This window comes from Azospirillum sp., from assembly GCF_035627195.1.
Classification (GTDB): Bacteria; Pseudomonadota; Alphaproteobacteria; order Azospirillales; family Azospirillaceae; genus Azospirillum.
In genome coordinates this window covers 1-20,440 of record NZ_DASPMG010000104.1, presented here as the reverse complement: position 1 = coordinate 20,440, position 20,440 = coordinate 1, and the positions used below count along the sequence as shown (strand labels likewise).

Here is a 20,440-nt window from a genome sequence, read left to right as displayed (position 1 = left end):
TCTTCCCCGAACTGTCGCGCCGCGGCGGCGCCATGGAGGTGGAGGGCATGGTGCGCACCTGCCTGACCGAGCTGATGGACGAGCCGCGCCTCGTGGTGCGCTGCGCCGAGGACATGCTCGACCCGGTGCGCGAGCGCCTGGAGCCGATCAGCGGCGGCAGCTTCGGGGCCAAGCTGATGATCGTCGGCGACCCGGCCCTGGCGCCCGGCGACTGCCGCATCGAATGGGCCGAAGGCGGAGCGGAGCGCAGCACCGCCACCCTGATGGCCGAAGTCGAGGCCTGCGTCGCGCGCCTCCTCGAAGCGCCGGCACCCACCTGATTCACGCTGAAACCGGAGACCTTCTCTGATGGCCAAGGACACCTTCTCCCTCGACGAGCTTGACGGCGGCGGCGGCCGTGCCGACGTCGGCGACTACGAGGCCGGGCTGGGGCCGGCGAAGGACCTGGAAGCGGTCTACGACATCCCCGTGCAGATCTCGGCCGTGCTGGGCAAGTCGACCATGCAGGTCAGCCAACTGCTGAAGCTCGGCCGCGGCGCCGTGGTGGAACTGGACCGCAAGGTCGGCGAGGCCATCGACATCTACGTCAACAACCGCCTCGTGGCGCGCGGCGAAGTGGTGGTCGTGGAAGACCGCCTGGGCGTGACCATGACGGAAATCATCAAGTCGGATCGCGGATGACCGCCACGCGCGAAAACGTTTCCCGGGAAGCGCCGCCGCGGGCCGGCACCGGCGCCACGGCGCCGGCCAAGCTGCGCCCGCGCAGCGGGTTCGACGCGGCGACGCTGGTCGGGCTGGCCGCCGCCGTCGGCGTCATCGTGCTCGCCATGGCGTCGGGCGGTTCCTTGCGCGCCTTCCTCGACCCGCCGTCGCTGCTGATCGTCGTCGGCGGCACGCTGGCGGTCACCACGGCCTCCTACTCGCTGGGCGACATGGCGGCGGCGTGGAGCCACGCGGCGCAGGTGCTGGTGCAGACGACGCTGGACCCGCGTTCGGTCGCCCGGCAGATGATGCTGCTGGCGGAGGCCGCGCGCCGCGCCGGGCCGGAGGTGCTGAAGAGCACCCTGCCCGACCTGCGGCACGAACCGTTCCTGCATCGCTCCGTCACCCTGATCACCGAAGGCCTGCCGCCCGACGACGTCGAGCGCATGCTGATGGGCGAGGTGGAGGCCGGCGGCGCCGGCCGCGCCAAGAGTGCCGGCGTGCTGCGCCGCGCGTCGGAGGTGGCGCCGGCCATGGGGCTGATCGGCACGCTGGTCGGCCTGGTGCAGATGCTGGGCGGGCTGAACGACCCCTCCACCATCGGGCCCAGCATGGCGCTGGCGCTGCTGACCACCTTCTACGGCGCCGTCTTCGGCAACGTCGTGCTGGCGCCGCTGGCGGCCAAGCTGGAACGCGCGGCGGAGGACGAGGCGCTCGTAAAGACCCTCTACACCATCGGCGCGGTATCCATTGCCCGCCAGGAAAACCCGCGGCGTCTTGAGATGCTGCTGAACACGGTTCTGCCGCCCGGGCGGCGGATCCGCTATTTCGACAAAGAATCCCCAAGGGGAGCGTAAGCGATGCGTCTTTTGATCGTTGGAACCCTGGAAGGGTACATCACCGCCGCCGGCAAGATCGCCATGCAGCGCGGTGCGAAGGTGTCCCACACCGACAGCATCGAGGGCGCGCTCAACGCCTTGCGTGCGGCGGCGGGCGCCGATCTGGTGATGATCGACGTCAAGCTGGACATCGCCACCTTCATCGAGAACCTGAAGACCGAGCGGATCACCATCCCGGTCGTGGCTTGCGGCATCGGCACCGACGCCGCCGCCGCCGTGCGCGCCATCCGCGCCGGTGCGAAGGAATACATCCCGCTGCCCCCCGACGCCGAGCTGATCGCCGCGGTGCTGGAGGCGGTGGCGGAAGAAAGCCACGCCATCGTCTGCCAGGACCCGGCGATGACGGCGGTGCTGCGGCTGGCCGACCAGATCGCGCCCAGCGACGCGTCGATCCTGATCACCGGCGAGTCGGGCACCGGCAAGGAGCTGATGGCGCGCTACATCCACCGCAAGAGCCGGCGCGCCGACCAGCCCTTCGTCGCCGTCAACTGCGCCGCCATCCCCGAGAACCTGCTGGAATCCGAACTGTTCGGCCACGAGAAGGGCGCCTTCACCGGCGCCGTCGCGCGCCGCATCGGCAAGTTCGAGGAGGCCAACGGCGGCACGCTGCTGCTGGACGAGCTGTCGGAGATGCACCCGCGGCTCCAGTCCAAGCTGCTGCGCGCCATCCAGGAGAAGGAGATCGACCGCGTCGGCGGCAGCGCGCCGGTGAAGGTCAACGTGCGCCTGATCGCCACCTCCAACCGCAACCTGGAGGCCGAGGTCCAGGCCGGCAACTTCCGCGAAGACCTGTTCTTCCGCCTGAACGTCCTGAACATCCGCCTGCCCAGCTTGCGCGAGCGTCCGCTGGACATCCCCATGGTGGCCGAGCACTTCATCAAGAAGTATTCGGAGGCCAACGGCCTGCCCGAGAAAAAGCTGGCGCCGGAAACGCTCCAGCTGCTCATGGTGCACCACTGGCGCGGCAACGTGCGCGAGCTGGAAAACACCATGCACCGCGCCGTGCTGCTGTCGCGCGGCGAGACCATCCAGCCCGACGCCGTCATGCTGACCAGCCAGATGCTGGCCCCGGAGGGCACGGCGCAGGCGTCCATCCCCGCCGGTTCGCCGGTGGCGCAGCCCTTCGCTGGCCCGGCCGGAACGGTGCCCGCGGCGCGCGTGCCCGTGCAGCCGCCGATCAACCCCGCCCCGATCCAGCCCGCACCCATCGCGCCCGCGCCCATCGCACCGGCACCGATCGCGCCCGCCATTCCGGCCGGCTACACCGCCAACGCCTACGCCCCGCCGACGGCGCTCGCCGCGGCGGCGCGCGGCAATGACGGCGGCATCGCCGCGCTGGTCGGCCGCACGGTGGCCGACGTCGAACGCGACCTGATCATCGGCACCCTGTCGCACTGCCTGGGCAACCGCACGCACGCGGCGAACATCCTGGGCATCTCGATCCGCACGCTGCGCAACAAGCTGAAGCAGTACAACGAGGAGGGCGTCCCCGTTCCGCCGCCGGGGTCCGAGGACCGGGCGGTGCCGCAGCCGGCCGGCGCGTAACGGGCGGAAGGGGCGGTCGCGACGGCCATGGCGCTCACCGAACACACGGGACCGGAAGGCAACGGCGGTGGAGGCGGCGGCAACATGGCCGCCTTCAACGACATGCTGCAGGTGGCGAAGTCGTCGCTGAAGCGCGGCGACATCGCCATGGCGGCCGGCATCATGCTGATCGTCGTCGGCCTGATCATGCCGCTGCCGTCGCTGATGCTCGACATGCTTCTGGCGGTGAACATCACCGTCTCGGTGCTGATCCTGATGGTGGTGCTGTTCATCGCCAAGCCGCTCGAGCTGTCGTCCTACCCGACCATCCTGCTGCTCACCACGCTGCTGCGCCTGTCGCTGAACATGGCGTCGACGCGCCTGATCCTGCAGCACGGGCACGAAGGCACGTCGGCCGCCGGACACGTCATCGAAGCCTTCGCCAACTTCGTGATGGGCGGCGACTTCATCATCGGCGTGATCGTCTACGGCATCCTGACGATCGTGAACTTCAAGGTCATCACCGCCGGTTCGGGCCGCATCGCCGAGGTGGCGGCGCGCTTCACCCTGGACGCCATGCCCGGCAAGCAGATGGCCATCGACGCCGACCTGTCGGCCGGCATGATCGACGAGGCCACGGCCCGCGCGCGGCGCAAGGAGCTGGAGGACGAAAGCGCCTTCTTCGGCTCCATGGACGGTGCGTCGAAGTTCGTGAAGGGCGACGCCGTCGCCGGCCTGATGATCATGTTCATCAACATCATCGGCGGCGTGTCGCTGGCGGTGCTGCGCTACGACATGCCGGTGCTGCAGGCGCTGGACACCTTCACCAAGCTGACCATCGGCGACGGCCTGGTGTCGCAGATCCCCGCACTGGTCATCTCCATCTCCGCCGGCTTCCTGGTGTCGAAGGCGGGTGCCGGCGGCTCCACCGACAAGGCGGTGGTCGGCCAGCTGACCGGCCATTCGGCGGCCCTGGCGCTGTCGGCCGGCGCCATCGGCGTGCTGGCGATCATGCCGGGCATGCCGTTCTTCACGCTGGCGCCGGTGGTGGTAGCGGTGGGTGCTGCGGCGTGGTACGTGCCGCGCATGCAGGCCAAGAAGGAGGCCGAGGAGGCGGAGGCGGCGGCCGAGGAGGCGGCCGGCGGCATGCCCGGCGCACCGGGCGCGCAGATGGCGGACGAACCGATCTCGACGGCACTCGCCATCGACCTCATACGCCTGGAACTGGGCTACGGCCTGCTGTCGCTGATCAACCAGCCGCAGGCGGGCAGCCACCGCCTGACCGACCAGATCAAGGGCCTGCGCCGGCAGATCGCCGGCGAGGTCGGATTCGTCATGCCGGCGGTGCGAATCCAGGACAACCTGCAGCTTCCGCCCAACACCTACATCATCCGGATCAAGGAGATCGAGGCGGGGCGCGGCGACATCCGGCCGAACATGCTGCTGGTCATGGACCCGCGCGGCGAGGCCATGAGCCTGCCCGGCGAACAGACCACCGAGCCGACCTTCGGCCTGCCCGCCATCTGGATCGAGCCGGGCTACCGCGAGGAGGCGCTGTTCAAGGGCTACACGGTGGTCGATCCGTCCACGGTCGTCACCACGCACCTGACCGAGCTGATCAAGGACAACATGCCCGAGCTGCTCTCCTTCACGGAGACGCAGAAGCTGCTGGACGAGATGGACAAGGAGCACCAGAAGCTGGTGGCCGACGTCATCCCGCAGCAGATCACCGTGGGCGGGTTGCAGCGCGTTCTGCAGAACCTGCTTGCGGAACGCATTTCGATCCGCGATCTTCCGACCATCCTCGAGGGCGTCTCCGAGGCGGCGAGCCAGACCCGCAGCATCACGCAGATCACCGAGCACGTCCGCACCCGGCTGGCGCGCCAGATCTGCGAGTCCTGCGTCAACGAACTGGGCTTTATCCCGCTCATCACGCTGTCGCCCGAGTGGGAACAGGCGTTTGCCGAATCGCTGGTCGGCGATGGCGACGATCGCCAGCTGACCATGGCTCCCAGCCGCTTGCAGCAATTCATCACGTCGGTGCGACAGACCTTCGAGCGGCATGCCATGATGGGTGAGACTCCAGTCCTGCTGACCAGCCCGCTGATCCGGCCCTTCGTGCGCTCGATCGTCGAGCGCTTCCGGCCGTCCACGGTCGTGATGTCGCAGAACGAGATCCACCCCAAGGCGAAGATCAAGACGCTGGGGCAGATCTGATGACGCCCGCCCGCCCCGCCCGCCCCTGGAAGGAGCCCGTTAGATGCGGCTGAAATCCTTCCACGCCAAGACCATGTCGGAGGCCATGAAGGCCGTCCGGCAGGCGCTGGGCGACGATGCCATCATCGTGGCCACCCGCGAGGAGGAAGGCGGCGGCGTGCGCGTTACCGCCGCGGTGGAGGAGGACGACCAGTACGCCCCATCCGCCCCGCGCGTCCTGCCCAAGCCGGTCGAGCCGGAAGTGGACGTGGGCGAGCTGGTGGCCGACGCGCTGCACCGCCACGGCGTGCCGGCGGCGCTGGCCGAACAGCTGATCGACGCCGCCGCCGGCCTGGACACCGAGGACGCGACGCTAGCCCTGGGTGCGGCGCTGGACGCGCTGTTCAACTTCCACCCGCTGCCCGACGGCACCGCCCGCGGCCCGGCCCGGCCGCTGGTCTTCGTGGGCCCGCCGGGTGGCGGCAAGACGCTGACCATCGCCAAGATGGCGGCGCGCGCGGTGTTCAAGAAGCGCTCCGTCGCCGTCATCACCACCGACACGGTGCGTGCCGGCGGCGTGGAGCAGCTGTCGGGCTTCATGCGCCTCCTCAAGATCAAGCTGCACCGGGTGGACGACCCGGAGGCGCTGGGCGGTGCCCTGGAGATGAGCCGCGGCATGGACATCGTCCTGGTCGACACCGCCGGGCGCAACCCGTTCGACGACCAGGAGATGGCCGAGCTGCGGGCCCTGCTGGCGGCCGGAGAGGTGGAGCCGGTGCTGGTCCTGCCGGCCGGCATCGACGCGGTCGAGGCGGCCGAGACCGGCCTCGCCTTCCGCAAGCTGGGGGTCAAGCGCATGCTGGTCACCCGCCTGGACATCGCCCGCCGCCTGGGCAGCCTGCTGTTCGCCGCGCACCGCGCGCGGCTGGCCTTCTGCGACGGTTCCATCGCCGCCAAGGTCGCCGAGGGGCTGACGTCCCTCAACCCCGTGGCGCTCGCGCGCCTGATGATGCCCGGCCAGGAGAAGGCCGCACCCAAGGCGGCCAAGCCCAAGGCGGCCGCCGCAGCCCACGCCATGAGTTCCCCGTCCTCGAGGACCCTTCCATGACCGAACCCGTTTTCTCGGCTCCCGCCATGACCAAGGTCCGCCCGCTGCGCGGCGCGAATGTCATCGCCGTGGCCAGCGGCAAAGGCGGCGTCGGCAAGACATGGTTCTCCATCACGCTGGCGCACTCGCTGGCCAAGATGGGCAAGAACACGCTGCTGTTCGACGGCGACCTCGGGCTCGCCAACGTCGACATCCAGCTGGGCTTCGCGCCCAAGCACGACCTGGGGCAGGTGATGGACGGCTCCGTCACGCTGAAGCGCGCCGCCCAGCGCTTCCCCGACGGCGGCTTCGACATCATCGCCGGTCGCTCCGGCTCCGGCTCGCTCGCCACCCTGCCCAGCCAGCAGCTCTCCAGCCTGCGCAACGACCTGCTGGAACTGGCGCGCAGCTACGACTGGGTCATCATGGACATGGGGGCGGGCGTGGACCGCACGGTGCGCACGCTGTGCGGCCCGGCCGGCACCACGCTGGTCGTTACCACCGACGAGCCGACGTCGCTGACCGACGCCTACGCCTTCATCAAGCTGACGCACGCCACCAACCCGCAGGCCGACCTGCGCGTGGTGGTCAACGCCGCGCAGACCCTGAAGGAGGGAGAGCGCACCTACGGCACCATCCTGAAGGCCTGCCAGAACTTCCTGAAGTTCACGCCGCCGCTGGCCGGCATCATCCGCCGCGACATGAAGGTGCGCGACGCCATCCGCAACCAGGTTCCGCTGCTCACCCGCTCGCCCGGCAGCGACGCGGCCAACGACGTCAGCTCGCTGGCCAAGCGGCTGTTCAGCGTGCCGAAGGAATAAGGGGCGGGGCGCGCCATGGGCGGCGGCGTCCCCCCGCCGGTTTCCGGCCCGCCGGCCGCCCCTGCCCCGCAGGCGGCCGGTCCGGCGCTGGCCGAGGCGAGCGTCGCCAAGCTGCCCGAACGCCTGCAGGAGCTGCCGCGCGCCGTGGTGCTGACCGGCACCGTGGCGGGCGAGACGCCCGAGGGGCTGACCCGCGTGCGCACCCAGGCCGGCGAGGTGCTGCTGAAGAGCCCCGTGCCGCTGCCGGCCGACAAGCCCGTCACGTTGCAGATCTCCCCCGGCCAGCCGGCGCCGCGCGCGCTGGTGCTCGCCAACGCGCCCGCCACGACCGCCCCGGCGCCGGCACCGGCCGCCGGTGCGGCGGCGCAGCCGGCGGTGCTGCTGACGACGCTGCTGACCGGCGCCGCGACGCCGGCCGGCGGCCCGGCTGTAACGCCAAACGCCGCGGCGGCGCAGCCGCTGCAGCCCGGCGCCCTGGTGCCCGCCCAGGTGCTGGCCGCCGCCCCACGCGTCCCCACCCCGCCGGGCGGCCAGCCAGCCCCCTTGCCAGCCCCCCAGGCCGGCCTGCCGGCGCAGCCCGCCGCAACGCCGGCACCGGTGCCGATGGCCGGCACGGCTGCTCCCCCGCCCCCTGCCCCGGCCGGCGGCAAGCCGGCCGCCCCGGCGACCGCTCCCACAGCCGGCAGCCCGGCGGCGCCCGCGCCGACGGGCGGCGCCGTGCCGACGGGTGGCAGCGCCACCCACGGCACGCCGGTGAGCCTGGGCGGCGACGCCGCGCATCCCGGCGCCGAGACGCCGTCGATGCCCGCTCCTTCCGGCAACGCCACTCCGCCCGCCACAGCCGCCCCGCCGCCGGTGCTGGCGCAGGGCGGGACGCTGGCGCTGAAGATCCTCAGCGTGAAGCTTCCGGGCGCCCAGCCGGCGCCGGACGTGGCACCTCAAAGCCAGCCCGGCACCGCACCGGCCCCGAACGCCACCGCCGAACCGCCGCCGGGCGCCCCGGTGCTGAGCGGCACCATCGCCGGAAGCACGCCGCAGGGGCAGCCGGTCCTGGCCACCCGCCAGGGCATGCTGGCGCTGAACACGCAGGCCAGCCTGCCGCCCGGCACGCAGGTCACCGCCGCCGTCGCCGACCGCGCCGCCGCGGCCCCCGCCGCACCGCCCGGCGAACCGGAACTGATCGGCGCCGCCCGCGACTGGCCGACGCTGCGGCAGGTCATGGTGGCGCTGGCCGGGGCCGACCGGGCGCTGGCGCAGAGCCTGCTGAACACCGTGCTGCCGCAGCCCAACCGCAAGCTGGGTGCCGCCTTGAGCTTCTTCCTGTCGGCGGTGCGCGGCGGCGACGCGCGCGGCTGGCTGGGCGAGGAGGCCACGTCGGCGCTGGAGAAGGCCGGGCGCGGCGACCTGCTGAAGCAGCTGGAGGAGGAGTTCCGCAGCATGCAGCGGCAGTCGGCGGAGCCGCTGCCGGGCGACTGGCGGCCCTACACCGTGCCGATGTTCGACGGGCAGGCGATCCACCCCGTGCGCGTGCACGTCCACCCCCTGAACGGCGACGAGGAGGGCAACGCCCAGGGCGAGCGCGAGGCCGGCAGCCGCTTCCTGATCGACGTGGAACTGAGCCGCCTCGGCCCCATGCAGCTGGACGGCATGGTGCGGGAGCGCCGCTTCGACCTGATCCTGCGTAGCCAGAACGCCCTGCCGGCCGAGCTGCGCGCCGAGCTGACGCAGGTCTTCGCCGACAGCGTCGACGCCGTCGGCTACGGCGGCGGCATCACGTTCCAGGCCGGCCCGCGCGGCTGGGTCAAGCTGGCCCGCGCCGGCCGGGCGACGCTGGGCGTCACGGCGTGAGCACCGGCATGCACCGCCGCGAACGCCTGACCACCGCCGCCAACCCGGACGCCCGGCACGACTACCTGATCATCCTGGCCGGCGAGCCGCGGCCGGGCGTGCGGCTGGAGGTGCGCTACGTCCCCGACCGCTGGATCGTGGAGCCGGCCGGCTTCGCCGCCTACCTGGACGCGCTGGCGGACCTGCCGGGCGGGCTGGAGGCGCTGGCGCTCGCCGCGTTGGACGACGTCAACAACGAGCTGGTGCCGCGCTGGGCCGAGGTGCGCGCCGAAGCCGCCGATCCCGTACCCCACCGCGTCGTCGTGGAGGACCGCCAGCCCGGCTGGGACAACCCGCACTTCTTCGCCCGGTTGGAACGGCTGTGAGGTGCGGCGGGTTGAGAACGGACGAGAACCGTATCGGAGACCCGCCATGAAGCAGCCGCACACGGAACAGACGGTCAAGCACACCGACGACCAGCAGAACACCGGCAACCACAAGAAGCCCGACGCGCCGGACGCCAAGGGCGCCGACCGCTTCGGCGGCACCCGCGCCGGTGCGGAGAACGTCGAGCCGGCACGCAAAGACAAGTAGCGAGGACAAATAGCGAGGAACCATCCCGGCCCGCACCGGGTTCTCCCTTTATGTTGCAATGCAGCATGAACCGGCGCACCCTGCGAGGATGCGTCGCACGCAAGGATCAGGGAGTTCCCGGTGCTCAGACTCGGTCAGACGACGGCCAACCTCGCGCAGGGCCGCGCCCAGTGGAAGGAACTCATGGCCGGGCACCTCCCCGGCGGGGACGCGGACTCGGATCGCCTTGTCGAGGTGACGGGCTTCGGCGCGAACCCTGGCAACCTCCGCATGCTGGCCCACGTGCCGGCGGATTTGCCGCCGGGGGCGCCGCTGGTGGTGGCGCTGCACGGCTGCACGCAGACGGCCGCCGGCTACGACACCGGCACCGGCTGGTCCGCCCTGGCGGACCGGTACGGCTTCGCCGTGCTGCTGCCGGAGCAGAAGCGGGAGAACAACGCCAACCTCTGCTTCACCTGGTTCGAGCCCGGCGACACCACGAGCGGCCAGGGCGAGGCGGAATCGATCCGCGAGATGGTGGAACGGATGGTCGCCGACCACGGCCTGGACCGCCGCCGGGTGTACGTCACCGGCCTGTCGGCCGGCGGGGCGATGACGGCGGTCCTGCTGGCGACCCATCCGGACGTCTTCGCGGGCGGCGCGATCCTCGCCGGCCTGCCCCATGGTGCCGCGTCCAACGTGCAGGAAGCGTTCGAGGCCATGTTCCAGTGCCCCGAACGGCCGGCGACGGACTGGGGCGACCGGGTGCGCGCCGCCTCCGCGCACCGGGGTCCGTGGCCGCGGGTGTCGATCTGGCATGGCGGCGCCGACACCACGGTCACGCCACGCAACGCCGACGAACTGGTCAAGCAGTGGACGAACGTCCACGGCCTGCCCACCGCCCCGACGCTGGAAGAGGCCGGACCCGGCCACGTCCGGCGCGTCTGGCACGACGCCGACGGCGAACCGGTGGTGGAGCAGTACGCCATCGCCGGCATGGCGCACGGCGTGCCGCTGCACCCCGGCGAGGGACCCGGCGAAGGGGAAGAGCGCTGCGGCGTGGCCGGCCCCCACATGCTGGACGTCGGCCTGTCGTCGACGCACCGCATCGCGGCATCCTGGGTATTGGTGCCCGCACGGCGGCCGGAGTTCACCGCCCCGCGCGAACGCCTCGCCGTTCCGGCCGAGCCCCAGCACGACGGCAGCCTGGGCGGCTTCATCCATTCGACCATAACCAGGGCGCTGGAGGCCGCCGGGCTGATCAAGCGATAGGCTCGGCCGCAGGGTGTACGCATACGACCACGGCTTTACCAAAGCGCAATTGTGGCGGTGGCGGTGCCGGGCATATTCAGAAACAGGTTCATTTGATGACAAAGTTTCCGAATATGGCCAGAACGATCCCCACCGCCGACGAAGCCGACTGCTGGGTGCCGGACCCCGAGCGTCTGGCGAAGGAAACCGCCGACCTCCTGCGCTTCGGCACGCGGGTGCTGGCCGGTCTGGCGGTCACCGTAGCCGGCACGTTGGGCGGTCTCGCCGTGTGGTTCGCGGTGTGATGAAGCGCCGGCTCAGGTTCCGGCGTTTTCTTCCTGCTGGCGGCGGCGAAAGCCGATGAGCGCCGTCTCGTCCAGCATGGCGTTTTCTTTCTGCTTCAGCTTCTCGCGCTCGCGCTTGATGCGCTCCTCCTCCGCCAGCTCGAAGCGCTTCAGGTCCTGGTAGGCTTCGGCCATGGCGTCGGTGGCGACGGCGATCTGCGCTTCCACCTGCACGATGGACTCGGTCAGGCGCCGGCCGCGTTCGAGGGCGGCGCGGGCGAAGGCGGCATAGCCGAAGGCCACCTCCTCGTTGCCGCGCGCCGTTTCCTGTTCGCGCTGCACGTCCTCCTTCAGGCGGTCCAGTTCGCCCCGCAGGCGGTCGGCGAGGTTCTGCAGCTCGCTCAGCGCGCGGCGCTTCTCGTCGAGCTGCCATTTGTGCAGGCGGATGACGGATTTCAGCGAGTTCACGGCCAGGGCACCCCGAGGCATTCGGCAAGCATGGAGTAGCCCGTCGCCAGATCGGTGCTCTCACGCTTGCCCTGCTTGAGAAAGGCTTCCAGCGCCGGCTGGTAGTGGATGGCGAGGTCGACCTGCTGGTCGGTGCCCCGGCGGTAGGCGCCCAGCCGGATCATCTCCGCCATGTTGTCGTAGGAGGCAAGAAGCTGGCGCGCGGCGCCCACCAGCTCGTTCTCCTTCTGCGAGTTGCAGCCGGGCATGGTGCGCGACACGCTGCGCAGGATGTTGATGGCGGGATAGCGCCCCCGTTCGCCGATCTGGCGTTCCAGCACGATGTGGCCGTCCAGGATGCCGCGCACGGCGTCGGCGATCGGCTCGTTGTGGTCGTCGCCGTCCACCAGCACGGTGAACAGGCCGGTGATGGTGCCAGACCCGACGACGCCCGGCCCGGCGCGCTCCAGCAGGCGCGGCAGCTCGGAAAAGACGGTCGGCGGATAGCCCTTGGTGGTCGGCGGCTCGCCCGCCGACAGGCCGATCTCGCGCTGGGCCATGGCGAAGCGCGTCACGCTGTCCATCATGCACAGCACGTCGCGGCCCTGGTCGCGGAAATACTCCGACACGGCCAGCGTCATGTAGGCGGCCTGCCGGCGCATCAGCGGCGGCTCGTCCGAGGTGGCGCAGACGACGATGGCGCGCGACAGGCCCTCCTCGCCCAGGTCCTCGGTGATGAATTCCTGCAGCTCGCGCCCGCGTTCACCGATCAGGCCGATCACCGCCACCTCGGCCGCCGAGAACTTGGCCAGCATCGACATGACCGACGACTTGCCGACGCCCGAGCCGGCGAAGATGCCCATGCGCTGGCCGCGGCAGCAGGTGAGGAAGGTGTTGATCGCGCGGATGCCGAGGTCGAGCTTCTGCCCCACCCGCGCGCGGGAGTGGGCGGAGGGCGCCGTGTTGCGCACCGGCACGCCCATGGTGCCCTTGGGCAGCGGCCCCTTGCCGTCCACCGGCTCGCCCAGCGCGTTGATGACGCGGCCCAGCCATGCGTCGGTGGGATAGACGGACGGTTGACCATCCGACACCACGGCACGACATCCGATTCCGACGCCGTCGAGCGTGCCAAAGGGCATGAGCAGGGCGCGCCCTTGGCGGAACCCCACCACCTCGCACGGGATGCGGCGCCGTTCACGGGATTCGATGACGCAGCGGCCGCCGATCGACAGTTCCTTCTCGATGCCGCCGACCTCGGCCAGCAGGCCTTGAACGCCGGTGACCCGCCCGAAACGGCGGAACTCCGGCAGCGCATCGATGTCTTCGATCAGGCGGGCGACGTCGGCGGGCACGGCGGCTCCGGCTGGGCTGGAGGTGGGCTGCGGTCGGCTCTGTTAAGCATCGCGCGCGGCGGCGGCCCTGGGAATACATAGGGATTGCACCGGGATTGCACCGTCCGCCGGGCCATATTCGACCGGAATGATTAACGTTAAATGAAACGTTTTTAGTCCCTGGCGTTAAGCTGAATCGTCTGTTAACCTGTGTAAACAGGCCACTCGATCTGTTTAAGGAAGTGCCGCTGCCACCGGTCGGTTTTGGGACGAAGGCACCATCAAACGCGGGAATACGCCATGAGGGTACTGCTGGTCGAAGACGATACCTCGGTCGCCAAGAGCATCGAGCTGATGCTGCAATCGGAGGGCTACATCGTCGATTCCACCGACATGGGCGAGGACGGCCTCGAGATCGGTAAGCTCTACGATTACGACATCATCATCCTCGACCTGATGCTTCCGGACATCGAGGGGTTCGAGGTTCTGCGCCGTCTGCGCGCCGCGCGCGTGACCACCCCGATCCTGATCCTCTCCGGCCTGTCGGAGCTGGACAACAAGATCAAGGGCCTGGGCATCGGCGCCGACGACTACCTGACCAAGCCGTTCGACAAGCGCGAGCTGATCGCCCGCATCCAGGCGATCGTCCGCCGGTCCAAGGGCCATTCGGACAGCATCATCCGCACCGGCCGCCTGACCGTGAACCTCGACACCCGCACGGTGGAGGTCGACAGCCAGCCGCTGCACCTGACGGGCAAGGAATACGGCATCCTGGAGCTGCTGTCCTTGCGCAAGGGCACCACGCTGACCAAGGAGATGTTCCTCAACCATCTCTACGGCGGCATGGACGAGCCGGAGCTGAAGATCATCGACGTGTTCGTCTGCAAGCTGCGCAAGAAGCTGGCGGCGGCCACCCAGGGCGACAACTACATCGAGACGGTGTGGGGCCGCGGCTACGTTTTGCGCGACCCGCACGAAGAGGCCCACCACGCCCCGCCGGGCAAGGTGGCGCAGCACGCGGCGGGGTGATCCCCGCCGCCGCGTCGTCTGCTTAGCGCTTCCAGATCGGCTTTTCCGCCTCGCGCCGCGCTTCGGCGCGGGTGAGGCCAATGTCGCGCAGCAGCGCGTCGTCCAGCTTCGCCAACGCCTGCCGCTGCCGCGCGCGCTCGACCATCGCCGTCAACGGCGCGCCCAGCCGTGCCGCCTGCCGACGCACCCCGTCGAGCGCTCCTGGCCACCACGCCGCCGGAATGCCGCCGGCTTTCCTGTCCCAGGTCATCGCTGCACGCTCCCGCCGTGGGTCCCGCGTCCAGGAATGCGCCCGCGCGCCCATTGTCCGCAAACGATCCTTTCTCTATCCTGCATGAGGAAATCTCATGGGGTGGTGGGGGAAAGGGGCGGACCATGGCGCGGCAGCTTCCTTCGCTGAACGGCCTGCGCGCGTTCGAGGCGGCGGCGCGGCACCTCAGCTTCACCCGTGCGGCGGAGGAGCTGAACGTGACGCAGAGCGCCGTCAGCCACCAGATCCGCGCGCTGGAGGACCGGCTGGGCGTGCGGCTGTTCCGCCGCCTGAACCAGACGCTCCTCCTCACCGACGCCGGCCAGTTGCTGCTGCCCTGCGTGCGCGACGCCTTCGACCGGCTGGCGGCGGGCGTCGAGCGGGTGGTGCAGCACGAGGCGGCGGGGGTGCTGACGGTCAGCGTCTCGCCCTCCTTCGCGGCGCGCTGGCTGATGGGGCGCATCGGCCGCTTCCGCCTGCGGCATCCGGACATCCACCTGCGCATCAGCGCCAGCCCGCACCACGTGGACTTCGCCCGCGAGACGGATATCGACATGGCGGTGCGGCACGGGCTGGGCTTCTGGGAAGGTCTACGGGCCGACCGACTGCTCACCGACGAGATCTTCCCGGTGTGCAGCCCGGACCTGCTGAAGGGCACCCTGCCCCTGCGCACGCCGGGCGACCTGCGCCACCACACGCTGCTGGACGACGCCCAGCACGGCTATTGGGAGGACTGGCTGGCGACGGCCGGCGTGCCCGGCCTGTCCGCCTGCCCCGACCTGGTGTTCGACGACTACGGGCTGGCGATCGAGGCGGCGCTGCGCGGCCAAGGGGTCGCCATGGGGCGCGCCACGCTGGTGGGCGAGGAGATCGCCGCCGGCCGGCTGGTGCGCCTGTTCGACCTCGGCGTTCCGGCCGACCTCGGCTACTACGTGGTCTGCCCGGAAGCCACCGCCGACCGCCCGAAGGTCCGCGTGTTCCGCGATTGGCTTCTGGCCGAAGCCGCCGCGGGCGGCGCTCAGTAATTGCTGATCTCGACCAGATTGCCGTCGGGATCGCGGATGTAGACCGAGGTGATCGGCCCGACGGCGCCGGTGCGCGGCACCGGCCCCTCTTCCACCGCCACGCCGTGTGCGGCCAGATGCGCCTGCACCTCGGCAATCGGCGTCGCCGTGATGAAGCAGACGTCGGCCGAGCCGGGGACGGGCGACCTCGCCTTCGGCTCGAACTCCTTGCCGGCGACGTGCAGGTTGATCTTCTGCGACCCGAAGCTCAACGCCTTGCGCCCCTGCGCGCCGAAGGTCACCAACTCCATGCCCAGCACGCGGGTGTAGAAGTCGACGGTGGCGTCCAGGTCGCGCACCGTCAGCACGAAGTGGTCGAGGCGGTCGATCTTCATGAAGCACGCTCCCTTTCCGGGTCGAGTGCCGACCGGATGTCCGTCTGCGCGAAGTCGTTGCCCTTGTACAGCAACGGGAGGCCGCGCATCTTGGCAAGGGCGTAGCTGAAGCTGTCGCCCATGTTGAGAACTGCGGGCGGTGCGCGCCTTCCTTTACCGAAGGCCAAGAGCGCTGCGACGGCGGCGGCCGCCTGATCCTCGTCCAGCGGTTCCACACGCACGCCAAGATTCACAAGCAAGGCGTCGATCGCCGATACTCCGGCCGGACCGAAGCGTCCCAGAGCAACGTGGGCAATCTCCACACGCGTGGCTGCCGACATGATCGGCTGCGTGTCGGTCAGGAGTTGCTTGAAAAGGTCGCCCTCGGGCTCCCCAAGGGCGAGGGCGAAGATCGCGGACGAATCAACCACGATCTCCTTCATCGGAGTTGACCGTCCTCATCGTAAAGCATTTCGTCCGGATGGCGCGGGTCGAGCACGGGCAACGCCCTTATCCGCGCGAGGCACTCATCGATCCGGCGAAGCCGTTCCTCCCGCGCAGCCAGCAGCTTTGCGTGACGCTCCGCAAGAGCGGCGCCAATCGCCTCGGTTATGCTGGTCCCCTCCAGCCGCGCCACTTCACGGGCCAGTTGGTCTACGGCGGGGTCCTTGAGATAGATCGCCATGGCGCGCACCAGGGATATCCGTCCAGATCCCCAGTATATATCACTCCAACGGTGTGAGGGAAACGCCTCCCATCACACCGCCGCGCGCATGCCGGCCGGCGGGCTGAAGCCGCCCGTGGAGAGGGTGTAGAGGCCGCGCTGGCCGTCCACCGGCTTGAAACGGTCGGTGATGCCCAGCACCGTCTCGGCACCGCCCAGGTACAGAACGCCGTCCTGCGGCATCAGGCGGGCGATGCCGTCCAGCACCTTGGCCTTGGTCGGCTGGTCGAAGTAGATCAGCACGTTGCGGCAGAACACCACGTCGAACTGGCCCAGCGCGCCGAGGTCACCCAGCAGGTTCCATTCGCGGAACGACACCATCTGGCGCAGGTTCGGGTTGATCTGCCACTTGTCGCCCTGCTGCTTGAAGTGCTTCACCAGCATCTGGATGGGCAGGCCGCGCTGCACCTCGAACTGGGTGTAGACGCCGGCTTTGGCGCGCTCGACCATCTCGGCGGAGATGTCGGTGCCGACGATCTCGATGCGCCAGCCGGCCACCTTGGCGGCGTCCTCGTTCAGCAGCATGGCCAGCGAATACGCCTCCTGCCCGGACGAGCAGGCGGCCGACCAGATGCGGATCTGGCGCTTGGCCGCGCGCGCCTCAAGAAGGCGCGGCAGGACGATCTGCTTGAATTGGTCGAACGGCTTCTGGTCGCGGAAGAAGGACGACTCGTTGGTCGTCATCGCCTCCGTGATGTCGCGCAGCAGCGCCTCGTCCTTGCGCGTGCGCACGGTCGTGGCCAGCTCGTCGAGGCCCTTTATGTTCCACTTGCGCGCCACCGGCATCAGCCGGGATTCGAGCAGGTAGGCCTTGTCCTTGGTCAGCACCAGGCCGGAGCGCTGCTTCAGCAAGGTGGCGAACATGTCGAAGTCTTCGACCCTCATGCTGCCGTCCTCAACGCGAACTTGCGGATGTAGGGGCCGATTTCCTTCAGCGGCAGGATGGCGGTGCACAGCCCCGCCGTCGCCACCGCGCCCGGCATGCCCCAGACGACGCTGGTCGCCTCGTCCTGGCCGATGACCGTGCCGCCGGCGTTCACCACCTCAGTGCAACCCTTCATGCCGTCCTGGCCCATCCCGGTGAGGATGCAGGCCAGCACCTTGCGCCCGTAGGCGCGCACGATGGAGCGCATCATCGGGTCCACCGCCGGGCGGCAGAAATTCTCCGGCGCGTCCTTGGTCAACTGGATGACGTTGGAGCCGGCGCGCTGCGCCACCAGCATGTGGAAGTCGCCCGGTGCGATGTAGACACGGTTGGCGACGATCGGCTCGCCGTCCTTGGCTTCCTTGGCGTCGATGCCGCACTGGCGGGTGATGTGCTCGGCCAGGATGGTGGTGAAGGTGGCGGGCATGTGCTGCGTCACCAGGATCGGCTGGGTGACGCCGCCCTTCATGTGCGCCAGCACCTCGAACAGCGCCTGCGGGCCGCCGGTCGAGCTGCCGATGGCGATCACGTCCGGGCGCACCGGCAGGCCGGCGGGCGCGGGGCGCAGCACCGGCGGGCCGGGATCGGGCCGGCGGAACGGGCTGGGCGCCGTCGCCCCACCCTCACCGCGCGCGGCCGGAGACAGCGGCGACGGCGCCAGCGGCCGGATCTCGCCGCGCGAGCGCGAGCCGGCGCGGCGCGCCGCCGCACCCAGCGCCTTCACCTTGGACACCAGCTCGCGCTTGAAGTCCTCGGCCCCGCCGACCTCGCGGGTCGAGGTGGGCTTGGGGATGTAGTCGGCGGCACCGGCCTGCAGGCAGCGCATGGAGACGTCGGCGCCGCGCAGCGTCAGCGTCGACGCCATGATGATCTTCACCTGCGGCGCCACCGCCAGCAGCTTGGGCAGCGCCGTGATGCCGTCCATCACCGGCATCTCGATGTCCAGCACGATGACGTCGATGGAGTTGCGCTGGAGCGAGTTGATCGCCATCTGGCCGTCGCCCACCGAGGCGACGACGCGGATCTCCGGATCACCTTCCAGCGCGCGCGTCAGCAACCCGCGGATCACCGCGGAGTCGTCCACCACCATCACCCGGAACGGGTCGGGGCTGGCCGGTCGCGTCGTGGCGTTTATGCCCCTGAAACTGTCGGACATACGGGCGTGCCGCCTTCTTCTCAGTCGTTGCGGGCCGGGCGCGTCACAGCAGCCCCACCTGCTGGAACTTCGTCTGGATGATGTCGCTGTCGAAGGGCTTCATGATGTACTCGTTGGCCCCGGCCGACAGCGCCTCCTGGATGTGCGCCAGATCGTTCTCGGTGGTGCAGAAGACCACCTTGGGAAAGTCACCGCCCGTCATCTTGCGCAGCCGGCGCAGGAACTCGATGCCGGTCATCACCGGCATGTTCCAGTCCAGCAGGATCGCGTCGGGCATGTTGACGGCGCAGGCCTCCATGGCCTGCTTGCCGTCCTCCGCCTCGGTGCAGGTGAAGTTCAGCTCTTCCAGGATCTTGCGGGCGACCTTGCGGACGACACGGCTGTCATCGACCACCAGACAGGATTTCATCGCACACGCCTCGGGCGGTTGGGACGGGACCGCGCGGGTCCCGTCAGGCCGCTTCCATGTTGGTGAAGTTGAGGAGCCGCGGCACGTCGAGCACCACCATGAGCTGCCCGTTCAGGCGGTAGATGCCGGTCGACACCTCGCGCCAGCGCGGGTCCAGCGTCGCCGGGTTGCGCTCGAAGTCCTCGTTCGACAGGCTCAGCACCTCGCCGACCGAGTCCACCATCAGGCTGTACAGCTCGCCGCGCAGGTCGACGACGATGGACATGCCCGGCTTGTCCTTCGGGCGCGCCGACAGGTTCAGGCGCAGGCGCACGTCGATGGCGGTGACGATGCGGCCGCGCAGGTTCAGCGACCCGGCCACCTCCGGCGGCGCCAGCGGGATGCGGGTGATCTTCTGGTTGCCCAGGACGTCCTGGACCTGCAGGACCGGAATGCCGAACAGCTGGTCGGCGATGGTCATCGTCACATAGTCCTGGTTGCCGGACGTGACGATCTCCTCGCCCTTGGTCTTCTTGGCGGGAAGCTTGGCGTTGCTGGTGCTCATGCGGCGGCATCCTTCTGTTCGGACAGCGTCTGCTGGAGCGTGTAGAGCAGCGCGTCACGATCGAACTTCGCGACATAGTCGGTGAAACCGGCCTGCCGGCCGCGGTCGAGGTCGCGCTGGGTGGCGTGGCTGGACAGCGCCACCATGGGCACCGCCTGCCAGCGGGTGCCGCGGCGGATGGCCTCGGCGAAGTCGAAGCCGCTCATGCCCGGCATCTCGATGTCGGAGACGATGACGTCGAAGTCCTCGCCCGCCTCGCACAGCGCCAGCGCCTCGGTGGCGTTCTCCACCGCCGTGACGTCGTAGCCGGCCACCGACAGCAGCGGCGTGAGTAGGTTGCGGAAGAACGGGCTGTCGTCCACCAGCAGCACGCGCTGCGCCTTCTCCTCCTCGAACGCCTCGGAGTTGGCGGAGCCGAACCAGTCCTTGTACGCCTGCGTCAGGAAGAAGCCGGCGTCGATGACGTCGGTGGCCTTGCCGGCGATGATGGCGGAGCCCATCAGGCCCGGACGCTCGGCGGTCAGCTGGACGACCAGCTTCTCCTCCACGATGTCGACGATCTCGTCGACGATCAGGCCCATGGAGCGGTCGCCGTCGGCGAACACCAGAACCGGCTGGCGGCCTTCCTGGCCCATCATGAAGCCCGGATCGATCGGCACCAGCGGCATCAGCTTGCCGCGGTACTGGACCACCGGCATGCCGTTGGAGAGTTCGACCGAGGCCAGCTCGACGTCCTCCAGGCGGGCGACCAGCGACAGCGGCACCGCCTTCGGCGCGCCCTCGCCAGCGCGGAAGAGCAGGAGCGCCATCTTGTCCTCCTGGCGGGTCGCCTGGACCGACGTCGTCTCCTTGGTGACGTTCTCGCCCATGGTGATCTCGCCGGATGCCGACGCGATGCCGTTGGGGTCGAGAATCATGATGACCGAGCCGTCGCCCAGGATGGTGTTGCCCGAGAACATCTCGATGTGGCGCAGGATCGGCGCCACCGGCTTCACCACGATTTCCTCGGTGTCGAACACGCGGTCGACCATGATGCCGAAGGTGTAGGTGCCGACCTGGGTGACGACGATGAAGGTCTCGTCG

General features: G+C 69.8%; 24 protein-coding genes and 1 pseudogene. 14 read left to right on the top strand and 11 right to left on the bottom strand.

Annotation, left to right across the window (positions count from 1 at the left end; translation table 11 throughout):
- The 12 genes and pseudogenes from VED21_RS09455 to VED21_RS09400 form a co-directional block, all read left to right on the top strand.
- Window positions 1–320, top strand: a pseudogene (locus VED21_RS09455) (FliH/SctL family protein); the annotation flags it as partial.
- Window positions 321–348: 28 nt separating this feature from the next.
- Window positions 349–681, top strand: coding sequence for a flagellar motor switch protein FliN (gene fliN / locus VED21_RS09450; protein ID WP_324882092.1), 333 nt, complete (start codon window positions 349–351; stop codon window positions 679–681).
- On the top strand, window positions 678–1,559 hold the full coding sequence (locus VED21_RS09445; RefSeq protein ID WP_324882091.1) for a motility protein A: 882 nt from the start codon (window positions 678–680) through the stop codon (window positions 1,557–1,559). The genes fliN and VED21_RS09445 overlap by 4 nt, the downstream gene beginning before the upstream one ends.
- Window positions 1,560–1,562: 3 nt before the next feature.
- The gene (locus VED21_RS09440; RefSeq protein ID WP_324882090.1) at window positions 1,563–3,146 is read left to right on the top strand and encodes a sigma-54 dependent transcriptional regulator; all 1,584 of its coding nucleotides are present in this window, start codon (window positions 1,563–1,565) and stop codon (window positions 3,144–3,146) included.
- Between the two features lie 27 nt (window positions 3,147–3,173).
- Window positions 3,174–5,342, top strand: a complete 2,169-nt coding sequence (gene flhA, locus VED21_RS09435; RefSeq protein ID WP_324882089.1) for a flagellar biosynthesis protein FlhA — start codon at window positions 3,174–3,176, stop codon at window positions 5,340–5,342.
- 43 nt (window positions 5,343–5,385) lie between these two features.
- Window positions 5,386–6,429 (top strand): GTPase, encoded by a 1,044-nt coding sequence (locus tag VED21_RS09430; protein ID WP_324882088.1) that lies wholly within the window; start codon window positions 5,386–5,388, stop codon window positions 6,427–6,429.
- The gene (locus tag VED21_RS09425; RefSeq protein ID WP_324882087.1) at window positions 6,426–7,229 is read left to right on the top strand and encodes a MinD/ParA family protein; all 804 of its coding nucleotides are present in this window, start codon (window positions 6,426–6,428) and stop codon (window positions 7,227–7,229) included. The genes VED21_RS09430 and VED21_RS09425 overlap by 4 nt, the downstream gene beginning before the upstream one ends.
- Before the next feature lie 15 nt (window positions 7,230–7,244).
- Window positions 7,245–9,077, top strand: coding sequence for a hypothetical protein (locus tag VED21_RS09420; RefSeq protein WP_324882086.1), 1,833 nt, complete (start codon window positions 7,245–7,247; stop codon window positions 9,075–9,077).
- Window positions 9,074–9,442, top strand: coding sequence for a hypothetical protein (locus VED21_RS09415; RefSeq protein WP_324882085.1), 369 nt, complete (start codon window positions 9,074–9,076; stop codon window positions 9,440–9,442). Before VED21_RS09420 ends, VED21_RS09415 begins: the two co-directional genes overlap by 4 nt.
- Window positions 9,443–9,488: 46 nt before the next feature.
- Entirely contained in the window at window positions 9,489–9,650 is a 162-nt protein-coding gene (locus VED21_RS09410; RefSeq protein WP_324882084.1) for a hypothetical protein, read from the top strand.
- A gap of 120 nt (window positions 9,651–9,770) precedes the next feature.
- Window positions 9,771–10,901, top strand: a complete 1,131-nt coding sequence (locus VED21_RS09405) for a PHB depolymerase family esterase (protein ID WP_324882083.1) — start codon at window positions 9,771–9,773, stop codon at window positions 10,899–10,901.
- 113 nt (window positions 10,902–11,014) lie between these two features.
- A complete protein-coding gene (locus tag VED21_RS09400; protein WP_324882082.1) occupies window positions 11,015–11,185 on the top strand; it encodes a hypothetical protein in 171 nt (56 codons plus the stop codon).
- A 12-nt stretch (window positions 11,186–11,197) separates the two neighbouring features.
- On the opposite strand, the gene VED21_RS09395 is transcribed toward VED21_RS09400, so the two are convergent.
- The gene (locus VED21_RS09395) at window positions 11,198–11,632 is read right to left on the bottom strand and encodes a flagellar FliJ family protein (RefSeq protein WP_324882081.1); all 435 of its coding nucleotides are present in this window, start codon (window positions 11,630–11,632) and stop codon (window positions 11,198–11,200) included.
- Window positions 11,629–12,963 carry a flagellar protein export ATPase FliI gene (gene fliI / locus VED21_RS09390; RefSeq protein WP_324882080.1) on the bottom strand — a complete coding sequence of 445 codons (1,335 nt, stop codon included), beginning with the start codon at window positions 12,961–12,963 and terminating at the stop codon, window positions 11,629–11,631. The genes VED21_RS09395 and fliI overlap by 4 nt, the downstream gene beginning before the upstream one ends.
- Window positions 12,964–13,242: 279 nt before the next feature.
- On the opposite strand from fliI, the gene ctrA reads away from it, so the two are divergent.
- Window positions 13,243–13,971: a response regulator transcription factor CtrA gene (ctrA, locus tag VED21_RS09385; RefSeq protein WP_324882079.1), complete on the top strand. Its 729-nt coding sequence runs from the start codon at window positions 13,243–13,245 to the stop codon at window positions 13,969–13,971.
- Between the two features lie 22 nt (window positions 13,972–13,993).
- On the opposite strand, the gene VED21_RS09380 is transcribed toward ctrA, so the two are convergent.
- Window positions 13,994–14,221 (bottom strand): DUF1127 domain-containing protein, encoded by a 228-nt coding sequence (locus VED21_RS09380; RefSeq protein WP_324882078.1) that lies wholly within the window; start codon window positions 14,219–14,221, stop codon window positions 13,994–13,996.
- Between the two features lie 125 nt (window positions 14,222–14,346).
- On the opposite strand from VED21_RS09380, the gene VED21_RS09375 reads away from it, so the two are divergent.
- Entirely contained in the window at window positions 14,347–15,246 is a 900-nt protein-coding gene (locus VED21_RS09375; RefSeq protein WP_324882077.1) for a transcriptional regulator GcvA, read from the top strand.
- Here VED21_RS09375 and VED21_RS09370 read toward each other — a convergent pair.
- The 8 genes from VED21_RS09370 to VED21_RS09335 form a co-directional block, all read right to left on the bottom strand.
- Window positions 15,240–15,620, bottom strand: a complete 381-nt coding sequence (locus VED21_RS09370; protein ID WP_324882076.1) for a VOC family protein — start codon at window positions 15,618–15,620, stop codon at window positions 15,240–15,242. The genes VED21_RS09375 and VED21_RS09370 overlap by 7 nt on opposite strands.
- Complete coding sequence (locus VED21_RS09365; protein WP_324882075.1) at window positions 15,617–16,042, bottom strand: type II toxin-antitoxin system VapC family toxin; 426 nt, start codon at window positions 16,040–16,042, stop codon at window positions 15,617–15,619. The genes VED21_RS09370 and VED21_RS09365 overlap by 4 nt, the downstream gene beginning before the upstream one ends.
- On the bottom strand, window positions 16,039–16,284 hold the full coding sequence (locus VED21_RS09360) for a type II toxin-antitoxin system VapB family antitoxin (RefSeq protein WP_324882074.1): 246 nt from the start codon (window positions 16,282–16,284) through the stop codon (window positions 16,039–16,041). The genes VED21_RS09365 and VED21_RS09360 overlap by 4 nt, the downstream gene beginning before the upstream one ends.
- Before the next feature lie 72 nt (window positions 16,285–16,356).
- On the bottom strand, window positions 16,357–17,208 hold the full coding sequence (locus tag VED21_RS09355; RefSeq protein ID WP_324882073.1) for a protein-glutamate O-methyltransferase: 852 nt from the start codon (window positions 17,206–17,208) through the stop codon (window positions 16,357–16,359).
- On the bottom strand, window positions 17,205–18,404 hold the full coding sequence (locus VED21_RS09350; RefSeq protein WP_324882072.1) for a chemotaxis response regulator protein-glutamate methylesterase: 1,200 nt from the start codon (window positions 18,402–18,404) through the stop codon (window positions 17,205–17,207). Before VED21_RS09350 ends, VED21_RS09355 begins: the two co-directional genes overlap by 4 nt.
- A 43-nt stretch (window positions 18,405–18,447) precedes the next feature.
- The gene (locus tag VED21_RS09345) at window positions 18,448–18,813 is read right to left on the bottom strand and encodes a response regulator (protein WP_324882071.1); all 366 of its coding nucleotides are present in this window, start codon (window positions 18,811–18,813) and stop codon (window positions 18,448–18,450) included.
- Between the two features lie 43 nt (window positions 18,814–18,856).
- Entirely contained in the window at window positions 18,857–19,357 is a 501-nt protein-coding gene (locus VED21_RS09340) for a chemotaxis protein CheW (RefSeq protein WP_324882070.1), read from the bottom strand.
- Window positions 19,354–20,440: response regulator (locus VED21_RS09335; RefSeq protein WP_324882069.1), on the bottom strand; the 1,087-nt coding region annotated here is incomplete at its 5' end. The genes VED21_RS09335 and VED21_RS09340, both read right to left, overlap by 4 nt.